This is a genomic window from Bacillus cereus group sp. RP29, from assembly GCF_040459765.1.
In the GTDB taxonomy this organism is placed as follows: Bacteria; Bacillota; Bacilli; order Bacillales; family Bacillaceae_G; genus Bacillus_A; species Bacillus_A paranthracis.
In genome coordinates this window covers 5,148,843-5,167,245 of the sequence record NZ_JARVHN010000001.1, presented here as the reverse complement: position 1 = coordinate 5,167,245, position 18,403 = coordinate 5,148,843, and the positions used below count along the sequence as shown (strand labels likewise).

The following is an 18,403-nucleotide window of genomic DNA, read 5'->3' as shown; positions in this document are numbered from 1 at the left end:
CTTATCTGAATTTTCCGTTACTATTTTAAGTAGCCGTGAACAATTTACTTTATTATGACAAAAAGGGAAGAGAGATTTATGGACATTGCAAGGGGGCATATGGATGAAAGTGAGTGAAAAAACATATTTAAGTATAGAAGAGATTATTTCATTACCGGCCTTATCAAGTGCAAACATAAGTGATGATGGCAAAAATGTAGCATTTGTTAAGAGGACAGCTAATTGGAAAGACAATACATATAGAAATTATGTATGGATATATGAAAAAGGTAAAGGGAAAAGTTATCCATTAACAAATGGGGATATAGATAGTACATGCCCGTTATGGTCTCCAAATTCTAGGGATATTGCATACCTTAGCCCTGGTGGTAATGGGAAAAATCAAATCTTCGTTAAGTCATTAGATGGTTATAGTGGGGTGCAAATTACTGATGAGGAAGAAGGGATCAGTATATTCAAATGGAATCCTACCGGTAAAGGTTTTTATTATATTACACAGTCAAAAGAATGTGAGGAAATAAAGAAACGTAAGGAGCTATATGGAGATTTTCAACATGTAGGTAAGGAACATCAAAATAATTGTTTATGCTACGTTGAAATAGAAAAAGTGATACAAAATGATAAAGAGGAACGAGAGATTAACGGTGTTTATCAATTAACTGATGGTAAGGATTTTTATATCCATGACTTTGATATTTCAAATGATGGGAAAAAAGTTGTATGTATGGCTACACCAAGCCTAAACGATTATATGAATGGTGATCTATACATATTAGATGTTGAAGCTGAGGAACTACAAAAGATGAATGTAGATAGGTTGTTGGGCGGGAGCGTTTGCTTTTCTCCTGAGGGCAACAAAATATGTTACTCAGCAAGCATAAGAGAGAAGGAGTATTATAGAAGCCATATACAAGAGAGTACATTAGAGATATATGATATGAATACTGGAGAGGTACTTCAGCCCTTAACAAACTTTGATAGTACGGTTATGCCATTACAGTGGACAGCTAAAGGGATTTTAATTAGATGGCAGGATAAAACGAATTATCGTATTGGATTACTAGCTGAAGATGGCACTATGGAAGTATTAAGTGACAACGTAGATGGTTTTATAATGGATGCTTCTATAACAAAGGATGGAAATCATATAACCTATAGTAAAGCTATAACAAATGAGACCTTTGAAATCTATTTGGACGATAAAAAAATAACGAATGAAAATAGCTTTTTCGAAGGGAAGCTTAAAAGCAACAGGGAAATCATCTCATGGCAAAGTAGTGATGGTCTTAAAATAGAGGGTGTTTTATCAAGACCAGTAGAGTTTGACTCAAATAAAAAATATCCTTTATTAGTAGTAATTCACGGAGGTCCGGCTTGGGCATCTTTTCCGATATTTTCAGACTGCTTCAATGAGAAATATCCGATTGAACAGTTTGTTGAAAAAGGCTTTATCGTTTTAGAGCCAAACTATAGAGGAAGTTCTGGTTATGGCAATGAATTTTTAAAAGCGAACTACAGAAAACAAGGACTTGCTGATTACGATGATGTTATATCTGGAGTGGATGAACTAGTTGAAAAAGGGATTGTAGATAAAGATAGAGTAGGAGTTATGGGATGGAGTAACGGAGGATATATATCAGCTTTCTGTGCTACATTTAGTAGCAGATTTAAGGCAATTTCAGTTGGGGGCGGAATTACGAACTGGAGTACTCATTACGTAAATACAGATATCCCTTACTTCATTAGGATGCATTTAGGAAATACTCCATGGAATGATCCAGATATATATACGAAAACATCACCAATGACGTATATTAAATTAGCTTGTACACCTACCTTAATCCAACATGGCGAAAAGGATGCAAGAATTCCAGTTACAAATGCATATGAGTTATATGAAGGATTAAGAGATATGGAAGTTGATACAGAACTAATTATATTTAAAGAAATGGCATATAGTTCTGATCAGCCAGGAATTCATGTAGCTATTATGAAGCAGAACTTGATGTGGTTTTCACACTATATACTTGGGGAAAGTATGAAAGATTTTAGAACTATATAATAGATATCCGCGCAGGGATTTTCCGTTGGGTAATCGGGTCAGATTGTTGAAAAAGAGATTCAACAAATTATATAATTTGTTGTAAACTAAACTATTATTGAAGAGATTTAAGTGAGTATAAAGAAACGTAATTCGGAGGACGAATATGACAGCGAATAAAAATGAGTTATCTGTAGAACAACGTGAAGAACTAATAAAAGTATTACAAGCTCGTTTTGAGAAAAACATGACCCGCCATGAAGGTCTTGAATGGGCTAAAGTTGAAGCGAAGATAGAAGCTAATGCTGAAAAATTATGGTCACTTAATGAAATGGAAGTAACAGGCGGTGAGCCGGATGTTGTTGGATATGACAAAGAGAAGGACGAGTATACTTTCTATGATTGTTCAAAGGAGAGTCCTAAAGGTCGTAGAAGCCTTTGTTATGATCTTGAAGCGTTAGAATCAAGAAAGAAGCATAAACCAGAAAATAACGCTATTGATGTGGCAGCCGCTATGGGTATTGAACTATTAACTGAAGAACAATATCGAGAGTTACAACAACTTGGAGATTTTGATATGAAATCATCAAGCTGGGTACAAACACCTTCAGATATTAGAGAACTCGGTGGTGCGTTATTTTGCGATTATCGCTTCGGACATGTTTTCGTGTACCACAATGGAGCAGACTCTTATTATGCTGCCAGAGGTTTTCGTGGCTCGTTAAGAGTTTAAATTTGGAGTAAATAAAAAAGAGCCTATACGCAGGCTCTTTTTCTTATTTATATTTTAAGAGTAAACCGTTACTACGCAGTTTTACTTAATTTATATGTTCCGTGGTTGTTTTTACGGAAAAGTTTTGGGAAAACATAGCCATCTAATCCAATGCGTCCAGCATTCTGTCCTGCAACTAAAATGAACATAGTTAAAATAAGCAGGTTTGGGTTTACACTAACAGTTCCGCTTAATAAAAATGCAAGATTCATTATGATTCCGAAAAATGCAGCTGTTTTTGTTAATCCGCCTAAAATTAAACCTAGACCTACTAAAATTTCTCCCCATTGAACTAAAAAGCTAAATAGGTCTGCATTTGGAAGAACAAAGTGTTGAAGGAAATCTGCCCACCAACTTTGTACGGCAGGGTGGTCACCTGATGCTTGAGCAATAGCGCCCTTTAGAAAACCACTTGCATCAAAAGATTGTCCAAAGACTTTGCCGATTCCAGCAGCGAGCCATGTATATCCTATGTAAAGTCGTAAAAATAATAATATGAAAGCAGCACGTTTATCAGTTCTTAAAAAATTGATAACCATTGAAATCCCTCCAATATTGTATTTACAAGTTTATTATATATCCATTGTGAAAAAATTCACAATGGATATAATGTGAACAAATATATGATTTTTTATTTATAAAATTGCACCTAAAATATTATGAAGTTTATTTTTGAAAATTAAGCAATAAATGAGAGATGGGAGCTATCTATTGTAGCGGATAGCTCCCGTAGTAAACAGGTTTATGTGTGTTCTTTAAGTTCATCTGGGCGTTCCTTATTATTTCTCTGGTTTTATATAAGGAACAATTTGTGCAGTAACCCCTACAGAAGCACCACGAATAAAGTTTTGGTTTTCTAATGCCTTAAAGTTTTCCGTTTTTCCTGTTAGCATAACACCTAAAATCTTCACTTGATCAAATGGTTTGTTTTCATTTGATTTTAAAAACTTTTGAATGTCCTTGTCATACCTATCATTATATTGTTTAAGGGAATCAAAGAACCCTTTGTACGATTCTTCGAGAGGGGTTCCTGGCTCAAATCCATAAACTGGCATACCGGCAGGACCTCCGCTTTCATCTCTAATAGGTGAGACCATATATAGCCATACGATATTTAAGTTGTCTGGTATTTTTGTTTGAATTTCTTTTAATGTATAAGGTTGATCGAAAGAGATAGCGACTTCCGCAACATAGTTTTCCATTTTGGAAACTGCACTTAATTCATTTTTGACTCCATCGTAATATTCCTTGATAGCTGGATTATAAAATGTGGCAACTTTATTTTTCGTTTGTTTATCGTAATTATAAGACTCTGTATTAGACCTCCCCCAATGAGTTGCTGGTATTACCTCATTGTAATCGATGTTAGAGCGAAACCAATCGTAAGGGCTTGTCAGTGTATTCCATTTCACTACGTAACCATTAATATTTTTAGAACGATTTGATGTAATATTGCCGCCAAACATAGAGGAGCTACTCGTTACTTGAGAATCAATTTGTACATTCGGTTCTGCAATTGAATTATATAAAAAGAGTTGTTCGTGAAGCCTCATAGAGCCTTTCGCTGCGAAGTAATTACCCACTTTATAAATGATAGGGATAAGTATGATGACAACGATAATAGAAGTAATGATGATTTTAAGTAACTGTTTCCTTTTAGCTTTTTTTAATGCATCTTTTAAAGAAGTATCCATTAAGGTTTTCCTCCTACTGTAGAATGAATTGTTTTACGTGCGCGATGTAACTTTTGTTTGACGCTGTTTACTCGAATATCTAGTATTAGTGCGATTTCTTCATATGTAAAATCATAATAATACTTTAAAAAGAAGGCTTCTTTGTATTCAAGTTTTATATATTTTAATAGATAGAAAATCTCATCTTTATTTAAAACAGTATCCAATTCCCGGTCTGTATATTGTAATTTTGAATAAATCTCTTCAGTTAAATAGATGTTCTGTTGCTCTTTTTTTCTCTTTAAGTCAATGTATTCATTTAATGCGACTCTGAAAAACCATGGACGTATGTTATCCTCGGTTAAGCTATCTAGCAATGTGTATACTTTATAGAAGGTATTTTGGATGATGTCTTCCGCATCTTCTTTTATAGCCCCTTTCGCTAATAATAGTTTGAACACTTCCTCTCCTAAATTGATAAGATAGGAGGTTAATATATTTTCTTTTCCCATCATTTTTCCTCCCTACACTTATACAACGAATAGGTAATAGTAAATGTATACACTTAAATGCAAATTTGTTATTAACTACGGTTTATAGTACATGATACTTCATGAATAGGAGTAATTATTTCGTTTTTTGAAATATTAAATCTTTAATGTTAAAATGAAATTTAGAGATATATGGAAAGGAGACAAGGACTCAATATGTGGATGAACTTGTAATGATTCGAAATTAGATAGATGAATTTTTCTCTCATAAGTGAGGGGGTATTTAGCTATCTGTAAATCATGCAAGGACTGCATATTTGGCTTGTGCATCCCCTTTGTAAGGATAGATACGTATGTGGGGAAATTCATATCTCTTATATAAAATATGCGTCCTTTAAAATTGGAGGAGTATATGATGAATCAATTAAAACATAAAGTAGCAGTTGTTACAGGTGTAAGTCGTTTAGATGGTATAGGCGCAGCAATTTGTAAAGAATTAGCTGAAGCAGGATACGATATATTTTTTACGTATTGGACAGAGTATGATAAAGAGATGCCTTGGGGCGTTGATCAAAGTGAACAAATACAATTACAAGAAGAGTTACTAAAAAACGGTGTGAAAGTATCGAGTATGGAGTTAGATTTAACTCAGAATGATGCACCGAAAGAGCTTATAAATAAAGTTACTGAACAACTAGGCTACCCTCATATATTAATTAATAATGCAGCGTATTCTACGAATAATGATTTCTCTAATTTGACTGCTGAAGAATTAGATAAGCACTACATGGTCAATATTCGTGCGACTACATTATTAAGTAGTCAATTTGCCCGAGGGTTTGATAAGAAATCTGGTGGTAGAATTGTGAATATGACTTCGGGACAATTTCAAGGGCCTATGGTTGGAGAACTAGCGTATGCAACAACGAAGGGGGCTATTGATGCTCTTACTAGTTCGTTGTCAGCCGAGGTAGCTCATTTAGGAATAACAGTGAATGCAATTAACCCAGGTCCAACTGATACAGGCTGGATGACTGAAGAGATAAAGCGAGGATTAAAACCGATGTTTCCATTTGGTAGAATTGGTGAACCAAAGGATGCAGCAAGACTTATTAAGTTTTTAGTAAGTGAAGAAGCGGAATGGATTACTGGACAAGTTATTCATTCAGAAGGTGGATTCAAAAGGTAAAAAGAAGGTATCTCACCCTGGTGAGATACCTTCTTTTTTAATCTTTCTTCAATCTTCGCGCAATACCATTCCCTAAAGACTGTAATCCTTGAACGAGGATAATTAAAATAAAGACAGTTGCATACATTACTTCAGGTTCATAGCGTAAATGTCCGAATCGATATGCTAAATCCCCTAGCCCACCAGCGCCTACAAGACCAGCCATTGCTGTTGCGCCGATTAAGCCAATCGTTGCAATTGTTAATCCAAGTACAAGGGAGGGACGAGCTTCTTTCACCATGACGTGCCAAATAATTTTTATAGTAGAAACGCCCATCGCTTGGTAAGCTTCAATCACACCACGATCGACTTCTAATAATGCGGCCTCCATCAATCTTGCGATATAGGGAGCAGTGAAGACGACAAGCGGTACGATAACACCTTGTACACCAATGGATGTTCCCATTAGAAATTTTGTAAAAGGTAGAATGAAGAATAATAGGATGATAAATGGAAGAGAGCGAATGATATTAATAATTGTATTAAGAATTGGATAAATGATTTTGTTTTCTCGCTGTCCACCAGGTCTCGTTAAAACAAGTGTGACACCAAGTGGCAGTGCAATAAGGATCGAGATGAGTAATGAAATAGATGTCATTTGAAAAGTTTGTATGGTCGCCTCCCATATAACTTTACCCCATTCATCCAAAAAGGACTTGTTTTCCATGGTCTGTTCTACCTCCTTCTACGATGATTCCCTGTTCTTGTAAAAATGATAAAGCACGGTTGATTTCATTTTGTTCCCCTTGCATATGGATGATAAGTTTCCCGTATGCTTCATGTTTTAATTGAGTAATATTACCGGATAAAATATTCGGATATACTTGGAATCGTTTTGTAGCGACAGCTAATGCTGGTTCTCCTGAAGAATTTCCTATAAAAGAAAGAGTTACAATTTCACCAGTAGTTTGAAGTTCTTTTTGTACCTCTTCTGGAATTTTCGCTGCAAATGCGCTATTTACAAATTTCTTCGTTGTTACATGTTGTGGGTTTGTAAAAATATCTTTCACAGTCCCGCTTTCAACTACTGCTCCATGTTCCATAACAGCAACTCGGTCGCATATACGCTGGATGACATTCATTTCATGTGTAATTAATAAAATTGTAATCCCGATTCCCTCATTAATCTTTAATAATAGGTCAAGAATAGAATCAGTTGTTTCTGGATCTAAAGCGCTCGTTGCTTCATCACTTAATAACACTTCCGGTTCATGTGATAGTGCACGCGCGATGGCTACACGTTGTTTCTGGCCACCAGAAAGTTCACTTGGATAGGCGTCTTTTCGATTAAAGAGATCGACAATACGTAAATACTTTTCTACCCTTTTTTCAATTTCTACTTTTGGAATGCCAGCAAGGCGTAAAGGTAGTGCGATATTTTCATAGACGGTAACGGTTTTAAGTAAATTGAACCCTTGAAAAATCATCCCGATTTTTTGTCTCGCTTTTGCTAGTTCTTTTGTAGACAGTGTTGTTAAATCTTGCTCGTTTACAATAATATTTCCTGTTGTTGGTTTTTCTAATAAATTTACACAGCGAATTAATGTACTTTTGCCAGCGCCGCTATATCCAATGATTCCAAATACTTCGCCCTTTTTTACTTGGAGGGAAGTAGACTTAAGAGCTTCCACATTCCCCTTTTTTGTTGTAAATACTTTGGATACATTTTTTAATTCAATCATTATCGTCAGCTCCTACCAAGACGGTAAAACAGAACCATCAAATTTTTTATCGATAAATTCTTTTACTTCTTTAGATTGATAAGCTTTCTTTAATTTATTTACAACAGCATCATCTTTATTTTCAGTACGAACAACGACCCAGTTTACATATGGTGAATCTTTTCCTTCGCGGAAGATAGAATCTTTCGCAGGGCTTAATTTTGCACCTAATGCAAAGTTTGTATTAATGGCAGCTGCTTTCACTTCACTTAGTTGTGTTGGTAATTGAGATGCCTCTAATTCAACGATCTTTAAATTTTTTGGATTTTCAATTACATCTTTTGCAGTCGCTTTTTCTGTCGCTTTTGGATCCACTTTTAAAACCCCTGCTTTTTCAAATAGTTTTAAAGCTCGAAGTTCATTCGTTGGATCATTTGGTACAGCAATTGCATCGCCCTCTTTTAATTCTTTTACATCCTTTAAGCTTTTTGAATATACGCCCATAGGGAATGTTACTGTTGAAAATACTTCAGTTAATTTCATATTACGTTCAGCTTTAAATACGTCTAAATATGATTTTGTTTGATAGCTATTTACATCAAGGCTTTTTTCATCGAGGGATACGTTCGGTGCTACATAATCATTAAATACTTTTATATCAATTTCGAGACCGTCTTTCGCTGCTACTTCTTTTACCTTTTCAAAAATTTGTTCATGTGGCCCTCCTGTTACACCGACAGTAATCTTTTTCTCATCTAACGCTTTTACTTCTTTATCTGAACTCCCGCTACATGCGCTTAATAATAATACAGCCCCACTTACAATGCTTAATAATACTTTCTTCATCTATAATTCCCCCTTAAATATACGTTCCAAAATAAAAAGCACCTCTCAAAAATAAGAGAGGTGCCGAATAGACAAAATAGATTCCTCTCTTATCTTCCAAAACGAGAACTCGTTTTGCAGGAATTAGCACCTTAGCTTATACGTTATAAGCTCGGTTGCCGGGCATCATCGGGCCAGTCCCTCCGCCACTCTTGATAAGAGTATGTGTATGTAGTTTTTTTAATATGGTACTAATAGTAAATCTTACAAAAAGAATTGTCAACGTTATTTTCTGAATATATTTTATTTTAAGGTAATCGAAACGTTCCCCTTTTTATGCCCTTTTTCTACATATATATGAGCTTCAGCAATTTCTTCTAATCGGTAAGTTCTATCAATAACAGGCTTTAAATTTTCTGTTTCAGTTAGTTTTTTTAGTAGAAACATATCTTCTTTACTTACCTTTGCCATCATTCCATTAACAGATACATATATTCCATTAGGTGTTAATACTTGTTTACAAAGGGATTTTTTATATTTTCCAACTGCATCAAATATAACATCATAGTATTCCCCCTGCTTAGTAAAATCTTCTTTCGTATAATCGATTACTTTGTCGGCCCCTAAAGATTGCACGAGTTCAAAATTTGAATGACTACAAACAGCTGTAACGGTTGCGCCGAAATATTTAGCAAGTTGTACGGCAGCTGTTCCTACTGATCCAGATGCGCCATATATTAGTACTTGTTGCCCCCTTTTTATACGGGCCTTTCTTAGGAAGTGTAGTGCCGAAGTTGCGCCAAAGGGAATAACTGCTGCTTCCTCATACGTTACATTGGTAGGTTTTAATGCTACTAATCCACTTTCATGTACACATGTATATTCTGCATAACCACCGACATTAAGCTCTGTTAATGCAAAAATTTGATCTCCTTTTTTAAATTGAGTTACATCTGTTCCTATTTCTTCGATTTCGCCGGATAACTCTACACCGAGTATAGGCTTTCTCGGTTTTCTAAAACCTAATATGATTCGCATAGGAATCCAAAATAAGAGAGGGCTATTAAATCCACGTATTCTACAATCTCCAGTCGTTACACTCGTTGCGTGAATCTTGACTAATACTTCGTTCTTTTTAGGTATAGGTTTCTCTATATTTTGAAGCTGAAGAACGTTAGGTGGTCCATACTGTGTGCAAATGATCGCCTTCATAATGACCTCCTGAAATGAGTTGTCGTTATTTACATCATATTTAAACTCTTCATTAAACATGTCGCTATATAGCGAATATAGATTGAAATTTATATAGATTTCATAGGAAAAGAGATGATATTATTTTGGGAAAGGGGGGCGGAATTATGAAAAAAATTATTTTTATTTCAAGTTTAGTGCTTGCAATCAGTCTAGGGGTAGGATGTAGTAATGAGAAAACAGCAAAGACGGATGAGCCGAAAAAAGAATCCGTTCAAAAAGAAAAGGAATTAACGGCGAAAGATGTTTTCAAGAAAACGAATGAAGCTTTTAAAAATGAAGAACATGTAACGATGACATATGGTGTAGGGGTAAAAGCTGAGGGAACAGAGATGGATATATTAAAGGCTAAGATGCAATTAGAGCCAAAGACAAAGAATTCTCGTTCTGAAATGAATATTTCCGGTACAGATGTTGTAGTGTATACTGTGGATGGTAAAGTTGCTGGTGAGGTAAAAAACCCTAATACAGGAGAAGTTATAACCGTACCAGAGGAGCAATTAAACGCTGGTGGAATGAAAGCGACTCAAGATATTATAGATAAATTAGAAGTACCGGAAGTAGTTTTAGATAAAATGAAGCTGGAGAAAAGCGGAGATAAATATAAACTGAAATTTACATTAAAAGGGCAAGAAACAGAAAGTATGTTAACTAGCATGGATGAAACGCAGAAGAAAATGTTACAAGCACAAAATGCGAAGATAGAAGAAGTGGATGCAGAATATATCATTACAAAAGATTTTAAATATGAATCAGCAAAGATAGACATGATTATGAGTAGTAATGGCAAGGATAAAGCACACATTATTACGAACGCAAAATATACGTCGTATGAAAAGTTTGACCCAATACAATTGCCAGCAGCAAAGTAACAGTTTTGATAAGGAGGGACCTAAAATAAGGTCCCTCTTTTTTGTATTCTTTCTTCATAGGAAAATAGGTACAATATAAAGAGGAAAAGATGTAGAAGAGGAGAGTGTCATTTGAAAAAAGGAAAGATAGCGGTGGTCATTGTAGCATATACAGTGTTGCTTGCAACGTCTGTACATACATATAAAAAACAACTCGATCATCCTATTATGAGTGATGTAGGTAAATTGCTTCCGACAAAAATAAAACGTGTTGAAAGTGCTACTGATGAGCAATCGTTAATAAAATTAGTGCAAGATGCGAATGTTTCTGGAGAGAAGATTTCTATTGCTGGTATGCAACATAGTCAGGGCGGGCAGACGTATTATCCACATGGTACGATGCTTGATATGAAAGGGTATAATAAAATATTAGAATTTGATCCAGAGAAGAAGCGCATTACAGTTCAAAGTGGTGTCACGTGGAATGATATTCAGAAGAAAATAAATCCATATGGTCTTGCTGTTCAGGTGATGCAATCTCAAAATATTTTTACGGTTGGTGGTTCATTAAGTGTAAATGTACATGGTCGTGATATTCGTCATGAGGCATTGATTGATACAGTCGAATCATTTCGATTACTAATGGCAGATGGCACTGTACGTAATGTAAGTAGAGAAGAGAATGCGGATTTATTTCCTTACGTCATTGGCGGTTATGGGTTATTTGGTGTCATTTTAGATGTGACTTTAAAGTTAACAAATGATGAATTATATGAAACGCATACGAAAATGCTAGATTATAAAGAATACACGTCTTATTTCAAAGAAAAAGTGAAAAAAGATGCTAATGTTCGTATGCACTTAGCTCGTATTTCTGTTGCTCCAAATTCATTCTTAAGAGAAATGTATGTGACAGATTATACATTGGCACAAAATCAAAATATGAGGGAAGAGTATAGTGAACTAAAAGAAGAAACTATTATAGCAGCGCCGAAATTTTTACTTGGATTATCACGCTATAGTGATTGGGGAAAGAATACGTTTTGGGATATACAAAGAAGTTATTTCGAACGTACAGATGGAAAGTATGAGACGCGAAATAATGTTATGAGGTCAGATAGTGCCTTTATGGAATATGAAAATCCGAATAGGACAGAGGTGTTACAAGAATATTTTGTGCCTATAGATTCTTTCACGGAATACATAGATAATTTACGTAACGTATTAAATGAAGAAGAGTTTAATTTGCTCAATATTACGATTCGTTACGTGGAAAAGAATGAAAATGCAGTTTTATCCTATGCGAAAGGTGATATGTTTGCACTGGTTCTTTTAATTAATCAAGGGCGTTCTGAAAATGAGATAAAGAAAACAGAGGATGTTATTCAGAAGATGATTGATGTTACGTTAAAGCATAACGGTAGTTATTATTTACCGTATTATTCTTATCCAACGAAAGAGCAGTTAAAGAGAGCATATCCTCGTATAGAAGAATTTCTTCAGAAGAAAAAAGAAGCGGATCCAAAAGAGAGATTTGTGAATTTATTTTATAGGGAGTATACGAAATGACATATAGAAGATTTGTAGCTTCACAAAGCATCATTATGATGGCAGGAAGTATGGTATTTCCTTTTTACATTCTATTGCTTCGGAATGTTGGAAATAGCTTCTCACAGTTTGGCTGGGCATATGGCTTATTTGCCTTAACTTCAGCTCTAGTATATCCGTTAGTTGGAAGAATATCTGATAGAGTAGGTGATAGAAAGTTACTAATTATATACGCCTGGTCTATGGCAATATTAATGCTTTGTTTTCCTATTGCAACAGAAGTATGGCATGTATACATTCTTCAAATTTTAATGGGTATTTTAGGGGCTGTGCAGCGTAATACGGAGAAGACTTCGTTAGCACGAAAAGTTGTACAAGAAAATGCTGGTTATGAGATTGGAAAATATCATGTGTGGACATCGATTGGAGGAGCAGTAGCAATTATTGCAACAGGATATTTAGTAGATTTCTTTACGATCGGCACGATTTTTTATATTGCATCTATCTTATATGTAGTGAGCGGAGTTGTACTAAGTAGTAAAAAAATATAACAATTCCCATTTTTACCTGAATAACCTTTATTTGTTATACTAAAGGGGAAGACAAAAGAAAAGGGGACATTGCCTTTGATGAAATTTTTAATTTTAGCTATTCTCACTTTGTTTTTGATTCCATGGACAAGAAGAAGCGGTAGTAAACTTCGAGCAGTGGATAAGAAAGGGGATGAGAAGGTTGTAAAGGGTAAGAAATCATCTATTTTAGTTATTCCAGTTTTATTTTGGATAGGTATTGCAATCTATGAATATTTTTGGCTAATTGATGATCGAGCAGATTCAATTCTTACTCATTATTCTGTTGCAGTAGCGATTTTAATTGGGCTTGTTTTATTTTCCCAAGATCAAATAGGTAAATTAGAAGGCACGTTAAAAGGATTTCTAATGTTTGTTTTACTTGCAAGTTACGGCTACTTTGGTTATTTGCACGATATAGTAATCTCGCAAAAGAAATATGATTCTGTTGTAAAGGTAGAGAAAGATATTTCAGAGCCATTTACTGAAAATGATCAGCCATTTACAGTGCCGCCAAAGACAGCGGAGAATAAGATGAAAAAAGTATTTGGGGATATTCCGAAAGTAGCTTATTTTGAGCTAGGAGAATTAACGCCACAAATGGTAAATGGCGAGGCTTTATATGTAGCACCGATTGAAGTTTCAGGATTTTTTAAAGCACGTAAAGCTGAGACAATTCCAGGGTACGTCACGATGTCAGGTACGAATCCTGATGCAGAAGCAAAGCTGCACCTTGGTTATAAAATGAAATACGTGCCAAGCATGTTTTTCGGAAATAATTTAGAGCGTGTGGTAAGGAAAGCAGAACCAAATTTAATCTTTAAAGGAAAACCTAAATTTGAAGTGGATGATAAAGGGAAACCGTATTATACAATGACGTACGGTGAATTTATTTCAGGAAGATCTGGATTTGAGGTAGAGGGCGTTGTAGTAGTAGACGCACAAACAGGTGAAGTGAAAAGATACGATAAAGGAAAGGCACCTAAATTTGTTGATGGTGTATTAAATCACGAGACCGCATCTACATTAAATACGTATTTCGGTAAGTACATTCACGGATTTTGGAATACAAAATTCTCGCAAACGGACATGAAGATTCCGACTGAGTGGGGAACGAAAGAAGGAGTTACACCAATCTTCGGTAAGGATGGAACGTTATATTACTTTACTGATTTCACCTCTCCGAAAGAGGGAGTAGATTCTGCACTAGGTTATTCACTTATCGATGCGCGTACAGGTAAGTTGTATTACTATAACGGAAAAGAAGTAAAGGGAATTATGGATGGTTCGGCTGCTTCGGAAGTCGTGGATAATTCCTTTAAGAGAGAGAAATGGCATGGAACGATGCCGGTTATTTATAACGTGTACGGTAAACCTTCTTGGATTGTACCTGTTATTGATGATGGAGGGTTAGTGCGTGCCCATACGGTTATCTATGCTTCTAATGCGAAAATATTTGCAACAGGTTCGACGCAAAAAGAAGCGCTTGAGAATTATAAAAATGCGCTGAGTGGAAGCGGAGATTCATTTAGACCGACTTCAAATGGAAAAGAGGCGCAAAAAGAAGGCGTTGTACAACGTGTATATAAAGAAAAATCAGGTGAAAATACAATTGTTTATGTACTGTTGGAGAACGAACAAAAAGTGTTTATGATACCTGCGAAAAAGTTCCCATATGCTATGTTTACAGAAGTGGGAGATCCAATTCAAATCACATATTTAGATACAGGAGAGGCGATGTCTTCCGTATCTAAATTTACAAATAGTAATTTGAACAAGTAAAGCGATAGAGATTCTATCGCTTTTTTTACAAAATTAAACAGGAAAATGCGCTATACTTGACGTATGTTTATGTTGTAACTATAATTGTTACGATTTAGTATGTATAGGAAAGGGTGAACGAAAAAAGTGAATGAAGTTAATCAGGAAATATATAAGCCTGTAAAGATGAACAGGTTATGGATGATTCTTGTATTAGGAACACTTACGGCGATTGGACCATTATCTATTGATATGTATTTGCCTTCGTTACCGAAATTAACGGATGACTTGCAAACAGGTGCATCTCTAGCACAGCTTACATTAACAGCTTGTTTGCTTGGGCTTTCAGTAGGACAATTATTTGTTGGCTCAATTAGTGATATTTACGGAAGACGCAAACCTCTTATTATTGCTCTTATTATTTATGTTGCTTCTTCTTTACTTTGTGCTGTTGCGCCATCTATTTGGACTTTAGTGTTATTACGCTTTCTACAAGGAGTTTCAGGGTCAGCCGGTATTGTTATATCACGTGCAATGGTACGTGACATGTATTCAGGTTCTGAAATGACGAAATTCTTCTCACTGCTTATGTTAGTAAACGGAGCAGCACCTATTTTGGCACCGATTATTGGGGGACAATTATTACAGTTTACAACGTGGCGCGGTGTCTTTATCGTTCTCGGAGCAATAAGTGTATTCATGTTAATATCAGCTACTTTCGTATTGCGTGAAACATTACCTCCTGAAGAAAGAGAAACAGGCGGTTTGTCAGGGACGTTAGCGACGTACGGAAAATTGTTAAAGGACCGTTTGTTTATGGGATATGCATTGTCACAAGGATTAGTAACGGCGGCAATGTTTGCATACATTTCGGGATCACCATTTGTGTTGCAGAACATATACGGAGCATCACCACAGCAATTTAGTTTATTCTTTGCAATCAACGGTATCGGTATTATTATTGCGAGTCAGGTTACGGGTCGTTTAGCAGGGAAAGTGAATGAGAAGACATTATTTGTCTCTGGTATTGTTATTGCAGCTGTTGGTGGTTTATCTTTACTACTAACAATCTTATTAGGAATAGGGTTAATTGGTGTTTTATGCTCGTTATTCCTTGTCGTATCAAGTGTTGGGGTTGTCTCAACAACTGGGTTCTCATTAGCGATGAGAAATCAAAAACAAGCTGCAGGAACAGCATCAGCTTTATTAGGCTTATTACAGTTCATTTCAGGAGCGCTTGTTGCACCGCTAGTAGGTATTGGTGGAAGTAATACCGCATTACCGATGGGTGTTGTAATAGCTCTTTGTGAAATTGGTGCGGTACTATGCTATTTATTTATGGCTAGAAGAAGTGAAAAGCAGTTTGAACTGCAAGCAAGACAAAATTTAGAGGCTTAACAAAAAAGAACTGATTCAAAGGGAATATTTGAATCAGTTCTTTTTTTCATTTCTTTGAAATACCTCATATAGTTTTATAAGGTGCTGTAGTAAAGCAGTGCAAAAGTTATTTGTATAAAGTGACGATACTGTGACAAACATGTTGGTATATATATTACGATGTCGTCTTAAGTGTAAAAAGTAGGATGTTCTCGGTATAATAACAAGTGGAGATAAAAGAAACTATAATGAGTAGTAGCTGTAGATAAAAGGAGAAGAAGAGATGAAGAAGGTTTTGGGTATTGCTGTAATGGGAAGTATGATCCTTCTAGCAGGATGTAATGGAAATAAGGATACGAAAGAACCGAAAGAAAAGGTAGAGCAATCTACAGAACAAACAGAAGAAATGAAAGAATACCGTGCAGTACATGAAAAATACGATTTGAAAATGAATAAAGAAATTAATAACGCACTGCAGTTATTTGAAGTGGCAAAAGAAAAGGGCGGTAAGGAAATAACGACTGCTACATATAAAGAAGATGTGCAAAAGGTAACAACAAGCATGTTAGAAGATATTGGTCATATACGAAAAGAAATTCGTGTTCCGAAGTCGAAAGAGCAAGAACATGAGGTATATGTCGGTTTCTTGAATGAATCGGAACAAGCAATGAAAAAATTACAGAAGTTAGCTAAAGAAGAAGATTCATCGTTGATTCGTGATATAGAAATTAATTTTGCAACAGCATCGACATACTATAAACGTTTTCAAGCAGAAACGAAAAAATAACCTTGCCTGTGCAAGGTTATTTTTTCTTCTTACGATCGCCGTCTTCATCCTCGGATACTAATACCTTCTGTTCTTCGTGAAATTCGGAAATAGTTTGCCCGGTAATATTATCAAAGGGGGTGTAAAAAGAGGTAATGCTTTTCTTTTTAATGAAAAGTTTATAAAATCCAATGATAACAAGTATAACGATTGTTAATGGTAATCCTATAGTTGCTAGAAGTAAGGGATCCATCATATAACTCCTTTCATATCGTTTTTTTTTATTATAGGCGAAAAACTGTAATTTAGATAAACACACTATTAAAAACTGATTTTTCTAAATATATCCAATTTGATTGACTTTTCATTTTTTCAGAATTATAATTCGAAATATACAATTTGAACCAAATAATAAAATAGCAATTTACTTATCCAGAGAGGTAGAGGGACTGGCCCTATGACACCTCAGCAGCGGGTTCTGTAATAGGAACACCGTGCTAATTCCAGCAAGCAAGTCTTGAAAGATAAGTGATAGGCCTTTGTTTATTAAGCCTTGATCTTATTTTTTAAGATCAAGGCTTTTTGTATTCTAAAAAGAGAAAAGGGAGTAATGGAAAAAGTACGTTCATAAAACTAAGTAAATATATGTGTTTAGGGGGTTAATGAAGTGTATGTAATTAAAAAATTATCAGTTATGGTGTTCACGCTATGGGTTATTACGACGGTGACATTTCTAATTATGCATATTATTCCGGGGGATCCATTTTCATCAGATGCAAAAATCTTTCCTGAAGAAGTGATCCAAAACATGAGAGCGAAGTATCACCTTGATGAACCGTTATGGAATCAATATGTTGCTTATTTAGACGGCGTAGTTCATTTTGATTTTGGTGAATCTGTTCAATCAACCGGGCAAGGTGTATCAGAAATTATAACAACTGGTTTTGGTCCATCAGCAATTATTGGTTTACAAGCACTTATTATTTCATTGCTAGTCGGAATTGCTGCAGGTACATTTGCGGCTCTCTATCATGGGAAGGTAATTGATTACGGTGTAAGTTTACTTGCCATCCTCGGTATTTCTATTCCGAGCTTTATTTTAGCACCACTATTTATACAAGTATTCGCTATTCAATTCGAGCTCTTACCAGTAGCCTCTTGGGGTACATTTGAACATACGGTATTGCCATCCTTTGCATTAGCGTTAGGACCAATCGCAGTGATTACAAGATTTGTTCGCTCTAATATGATTGAAGTTTTGCAGAGTGATTATATTAAGTTAGCGAGAGCGAAAGGTATACCGATTAAGAAAATTATTATAAGACATGCTCTTCGAAATGCAATTGTTCCGGTACTTACATTTGTTGGACCGTTAATGGCGGGACTTTTAACAGGTACTTTCGTTATTGAAAAGATTTTTTCAATTCCTGGTCTCGGAAAATATTTTGTAGATAGTATTTTTAATCGAGATTATCCAGTGATTATGGGAACAACCATTTTTTATAGTGCACTTTTAATTGTATGTATTTTTATTACAGATATTATTCATCGTATTGTTGATCCACGTATTCGTTCTATTACGTAAGGAG

18 protein-coding genes and 2 riboswitches are annotated in these 18,403 nt (G+C 35.3%); of the genes, 10 read left to right on the top strand and 8 right to left on the bottom strand.

The window, feature by feature from the left end:
• The first annotated feature begins 103 nt into the window (after positions 1-103).
• Complete coding sequence (locus QCI47_RS27220; protein WP_309423331.1) at positions 104-2,062, top strand: S9 family peptidase; 1,959 nt, start codon at positions 104-106, stop codon at positions 2,060-2,062.
• A gap of 145 nt (positions 2,063-2,207) precedes the next feature.
• Positions 2,208-2,774 carry a DUF4256 domain-containing protein gene (locus QCI47_RS27215; RefSeq protein ID WP_309423329.1) on the top strand — a complete coding sequence of 189 codons (567 nt, stop codon included), beginning with the start codon at positions 2,208-2,210 and terminating at the stop codon, positions 2,772-2,774.
• A gap of 71 nt (positions 2,775-2,845) precedes the next feature.
• On the opposite strand, the gene QCI47_RS27210 is transcribed toward QCI47_RS27215, so the two are convergent.
• The 3 genes from QCI47_RS27210 to QCI47_RS27200 form a co-directional block, all read right to left on the bottom strand.
• A complete protein-coding gene (locus tag QCI47_RS27210; protein WP_061130846.1) occupies positions 2,846-3,352 on the bottom strand; it encodes a DoxX family membrane protein in 507 nt (168 codons plus the stop codon).
• Between the two features lie 240 nt (positions 3,353-3,592).
• Positions 3,593-4,507, bottom strand: a complete 915-nt coding sequence (locus tag QCI47_RS27205; RefSeq protein WP_071741929.1) for a sigma factor regulator N-terminal domain-containing protein — start codon at positions 4,505-4,507, stop codon at positions 3,593-3,595.
• A complete protein-coding gene (locus tag QCI47_RS27200; protein WP_309423326.1) occupies positions 4,507-4,998 on the bottom strand; it encodes an RNA polymerase sigma factor in 492 nt (163 codons plus the stop codon). Before QCI47_RS27200 ends, QCI47_RS27205 begins: the two co-directional genes overlap by 1 nt.
• A 391-nt stretch (positions 4,999-5,389) precedes the next feature.
• Here QCI47_RS27200 and QCI47_RS27195 point away from each other — a divergent pair, with 391 nt between their 5' ends.
• Entirely contained in the window at positions 5,390-6,166 is a 777-nt protein-coding gene (locus tag QCI47_RS27195; protein WP_002170348.1) for an SDR family oxidoreductase, read from the top strand.
• A gap of 37 nt (positions 6,167-6,203) precedes the next feature.
• On the opposite strand, the gene QCI47_RS27190 is transcribed toward QCI47_RS27195, so the two are convergent.
• From QCI47_RS27190 to QCI47_RS27175, 4 genes are all read right to left on the bottom strand, one after another.
• Positions 6,204-6,872, bottom strand: coding sequence for a methionine ABC transporter permease (locus QCI47_RS27190; RefSeq protein ID WP_353811994.1), 669 nt, complete (start codon positions 6,870-6,872; stop codon positions 6,204-6,206).
• On the bottom strand, positions 6,847-7,887 hold the full coding sequence (locus tag QCI47_RS27185; RefSeq protein WP_098671504.1) for a methionine ABC transporter ATP-binding protein: 1,041 nt from the start codon (positions 7,885-7,887) through the stop codon (positions 6,847-6,849). The genes QCI47_RS27190 and QCI47_RS27185 overlap by 26 nt, the downstream gene beginning before the upstream one ends.
• 12 nt (positions 7,888-7,899) lie before the next feature.
• On the bottom strand, positions 7,900-8,712 hold the full coding sequence (locus QCI47_RS27180; protein WP_000757003.1) for a MetQ/NlpA family ABC transporter substrate-binding protein: 813 nt from the start codon (positions 8,710-8,712) through the stop codon (positions 7,900-7,902).
• 86 nt (positions 8,713-8,798) lie between these two features.
• A riboswitch (SAM riboswitch) is annotated at positions 8,799-8,913 on the bottom strand.
• Between the two features lie 81 nt (positions 8,914-8,994).
• On the bottom strand, positions 8,995-9,903 hold the full coding sequence (locus QCI47_RS27175) for an NAD(P)-dependent alcohol dehydrogenase (protein ID WP_000643888.1): 909 nt from the start codon (positions 9,901-9,903) through the stop codon (positions 8,995-8,997).
• 146 nt (positions 9,904-10,049) lie between these two features.
• On the opposite strand from QCI47_RS27175, the gene QCI47_RS27170 reads away from it, so the two are divergent.
• From QCI47_RS27170 to QCI47_RS27145, 6 genes are all read left to right on the top strand, one after another.
• On the top strand, positions 10,050-10,814 hold the full coding sequence (locus QCI47_RS27170; RefSeq protein WP_000720045.1) for a DUF6612 family protein: 765 nt from the start codon (positions 10,050-10,052) through the stop codon (positions 10,812-10,814).
• A gap of 111 nt (positions 10,815-10,925) precedes the next feature.
• Positions 10,926-12,362: an FAD-binding protein gene (locus QCI47_RS27165; RefSeq protein WP_353811993.1), complete on the top strand. Its 1,437-nt coding sequence runs from the start codon at positions 10,926-10,928 to the stop codon at positions 12,360-12,362.
• Positions 12,359-12,892, top strand: coding sequence for an MFS transporter (locus QCI47_RS27160; protein WP_000222369.1), 534 nt, complete (start codon positions 12,359-12,361; stop codon positions 12,890-12,892). Before QCI47_RS27165 ends, QCI47_RS27160 begins: the two co-directional genes overlap by 4 nt.
• 78 nt (positions 12,893-12,970) lie before the next feature.
• Positions 12,971-14,692 (top strand): DUF3981 domain-containing protein, encoded by a 1,722-nt coding sequence (locus QCI47_RS27155; RefSeq protein ID WP_098671505.1) that lies wholly within the window; start codon positions 12,971-12,973, stop codon positions 14,690-14,692.
• Positions 14,693-14,857: 165 nt separating this feature from the next.
• Complete coding sequence (locus tag QCI47_RS27150) at positions 14,858-16,069, top strand: multidrug effflux MFS transporter (protein WP_353812018.1); 1,212 nt, start codon at positions 14,858-14,860, stop codon at positions 16,067-16,069.
• A 262-nt stretch (positions 16,070-16,331) separates the two neighbouring features.
• Positions 16,332-16,835, top strand: coding sequence for a hypothetical protein (locus QCI47_RS27145; protein ID WP_309423320.1), 504 nt, complete (start codon positions 16,332-16,334; stop codon positions 16,833-16,835).
• A 16-nt stretch (positions 16,836-16,851) separates the two neighbouring features.
• On the opposite strand, the gene QCI47_RS27140 is transcribed toward QCI47_RS27145, so the two are convergent.
• On the bottom strand, positions 16,852-17,067 hold the full coding sequence (locus QCI47_RS27140) for a DUF3951 domain-containing protein (protein WP_000371392.1): 216 nt from the start codon (positions 17,065-17,067) through the stop codon (positions 16,852-16,854).
• A gap of 172 nt (positions 17,068-17,239) precedes the next feature.
• A riboswitch (SAM riboswitch) is annotated at positions 17,240-17,345 on the top strand.
• A 136-nt stretch (positions 17,346-17,481) separates the two neighbouring features.
• On the opposite strand from QCI47_RS27140, the gene QCI47_RS27135 reads away from it, so the two are divergent.
• Positions 17,482-18,399, top strand: coding sequence for an ABC transporter permease (locus tag QCI47_RS27135; protein WP_000289310.1), 918 nt, complete (start codon positions 17,482-17,484; stop codon positions 18,397-18,399).
• Positions 18,400-18,403: the final 4 nt, after the last annotated feature.

Coding starts and splice junctions, on each gene's coding strand:
- QCI47_RS27145 (WP_309423320.1), top strand. CDS start 16,332: ATGAAGAAGGTTTTGGGTATTGCTGTAATGGGAAGTATGATCCTTCTA.
- QCI47_RS27210 (WP_061130846.1), bottom strand. CDS start 3,352: ATGGTTATCAATTTTTTAAGAACTGATAAACGTGCTGCTTTCATATTA.
- QCI47_RS27140 (WP_000371392.1), bottom strand. CDS start 17,067: ATGGATCCCTTACTTCTAGCAACTATAGGATTACCATTAACAATCGTT.
- QCI47_RS27195 (WP_002170348.1), top strand. CDS start 5,390: ATGATGAATCAATTAAAACATAAAGTAGCAGTTGTTACAGGTGTAAGT.
- QCI47_RS27150 (WP_353812018.1), top strand. CDS start 14,858: ATGAACAGGTTATGGATGATTCTTGTATTAGGAACACTTACGGCGATT.
- QCI47_RS27155 (WP_098671505.1), top strand. CDS start 12,971: ATGAAATTTTTAATTTTAGCTATTCTCACTTTGTTTTTGATTCCATGG.
- QCI47_RS27180 (WP_000757003.1), bottom strand. CDS start 8,712: ATGAAGAAAGTATTATTAAGCATTGTAAGTGGGGCTGTATTATTATTA.
- QCI47_RS27175 (WP_000643888.1), bottom strand. CDS start 9,903: ATGAAGGCGATCATTTGCACACAGTATGGACCACCTAACGTTCTTCAG.
- QCI47_RS27190 (WP_353811994.1), bottom strand. CDS start 6,872: ATGGAAAACAAGTCCTTTTTGGATGAATGGGGTAAAGTTATATGGGAG.
- QCI47_RS27205 (WP_071741929.1), bottom strand. CDS start 4,507: ATGGATACTTCTTTAAAAGATGCATTAAAAAAAGCTAAAAGGAAACAG.
- QCI47_RS27215 (WP_309423329.1), top strand. CDS start 2,208: ATGACAGCGAATAAAAATGAGTTATCTGTAGAACAACGTGAAGAACTA.
- QCI47_RS27200 (WP_309423326.1), bottom strand. CDS start 4,998: ATGGGAAAAGAAAATATATTAACCTCCTATCTTATCAATTTAGGAGAG.
- QCI47_RS27220 (WP_309423331.1), top strand. CDS start 104: ATGAAAGTGAGTGAAAAAACATATTTAAGTATAGAAGAGATTATTTCA.
- QCI47_RS27170 (WP_000720045.1), top strand. CDS start 10,050: ATGAAAAAAATTATTTTTATTTCAAGTTTAGTGCTTGCAATCAGTCTA.
- QCI47_RS27160 (WP_000222369.1), top strand. CDS start 12,359: ATGACATATAGAAGATTTGTAGCTTCACAAAGCATCATTATGATGGCA.
- QCI47_RS27185 (WP_098671504.1), bottom strand. CDS start 7,887: ATGATTGAATTAAAAAATGTATCCAAAGTATTTACAACAAAAAAGGGG.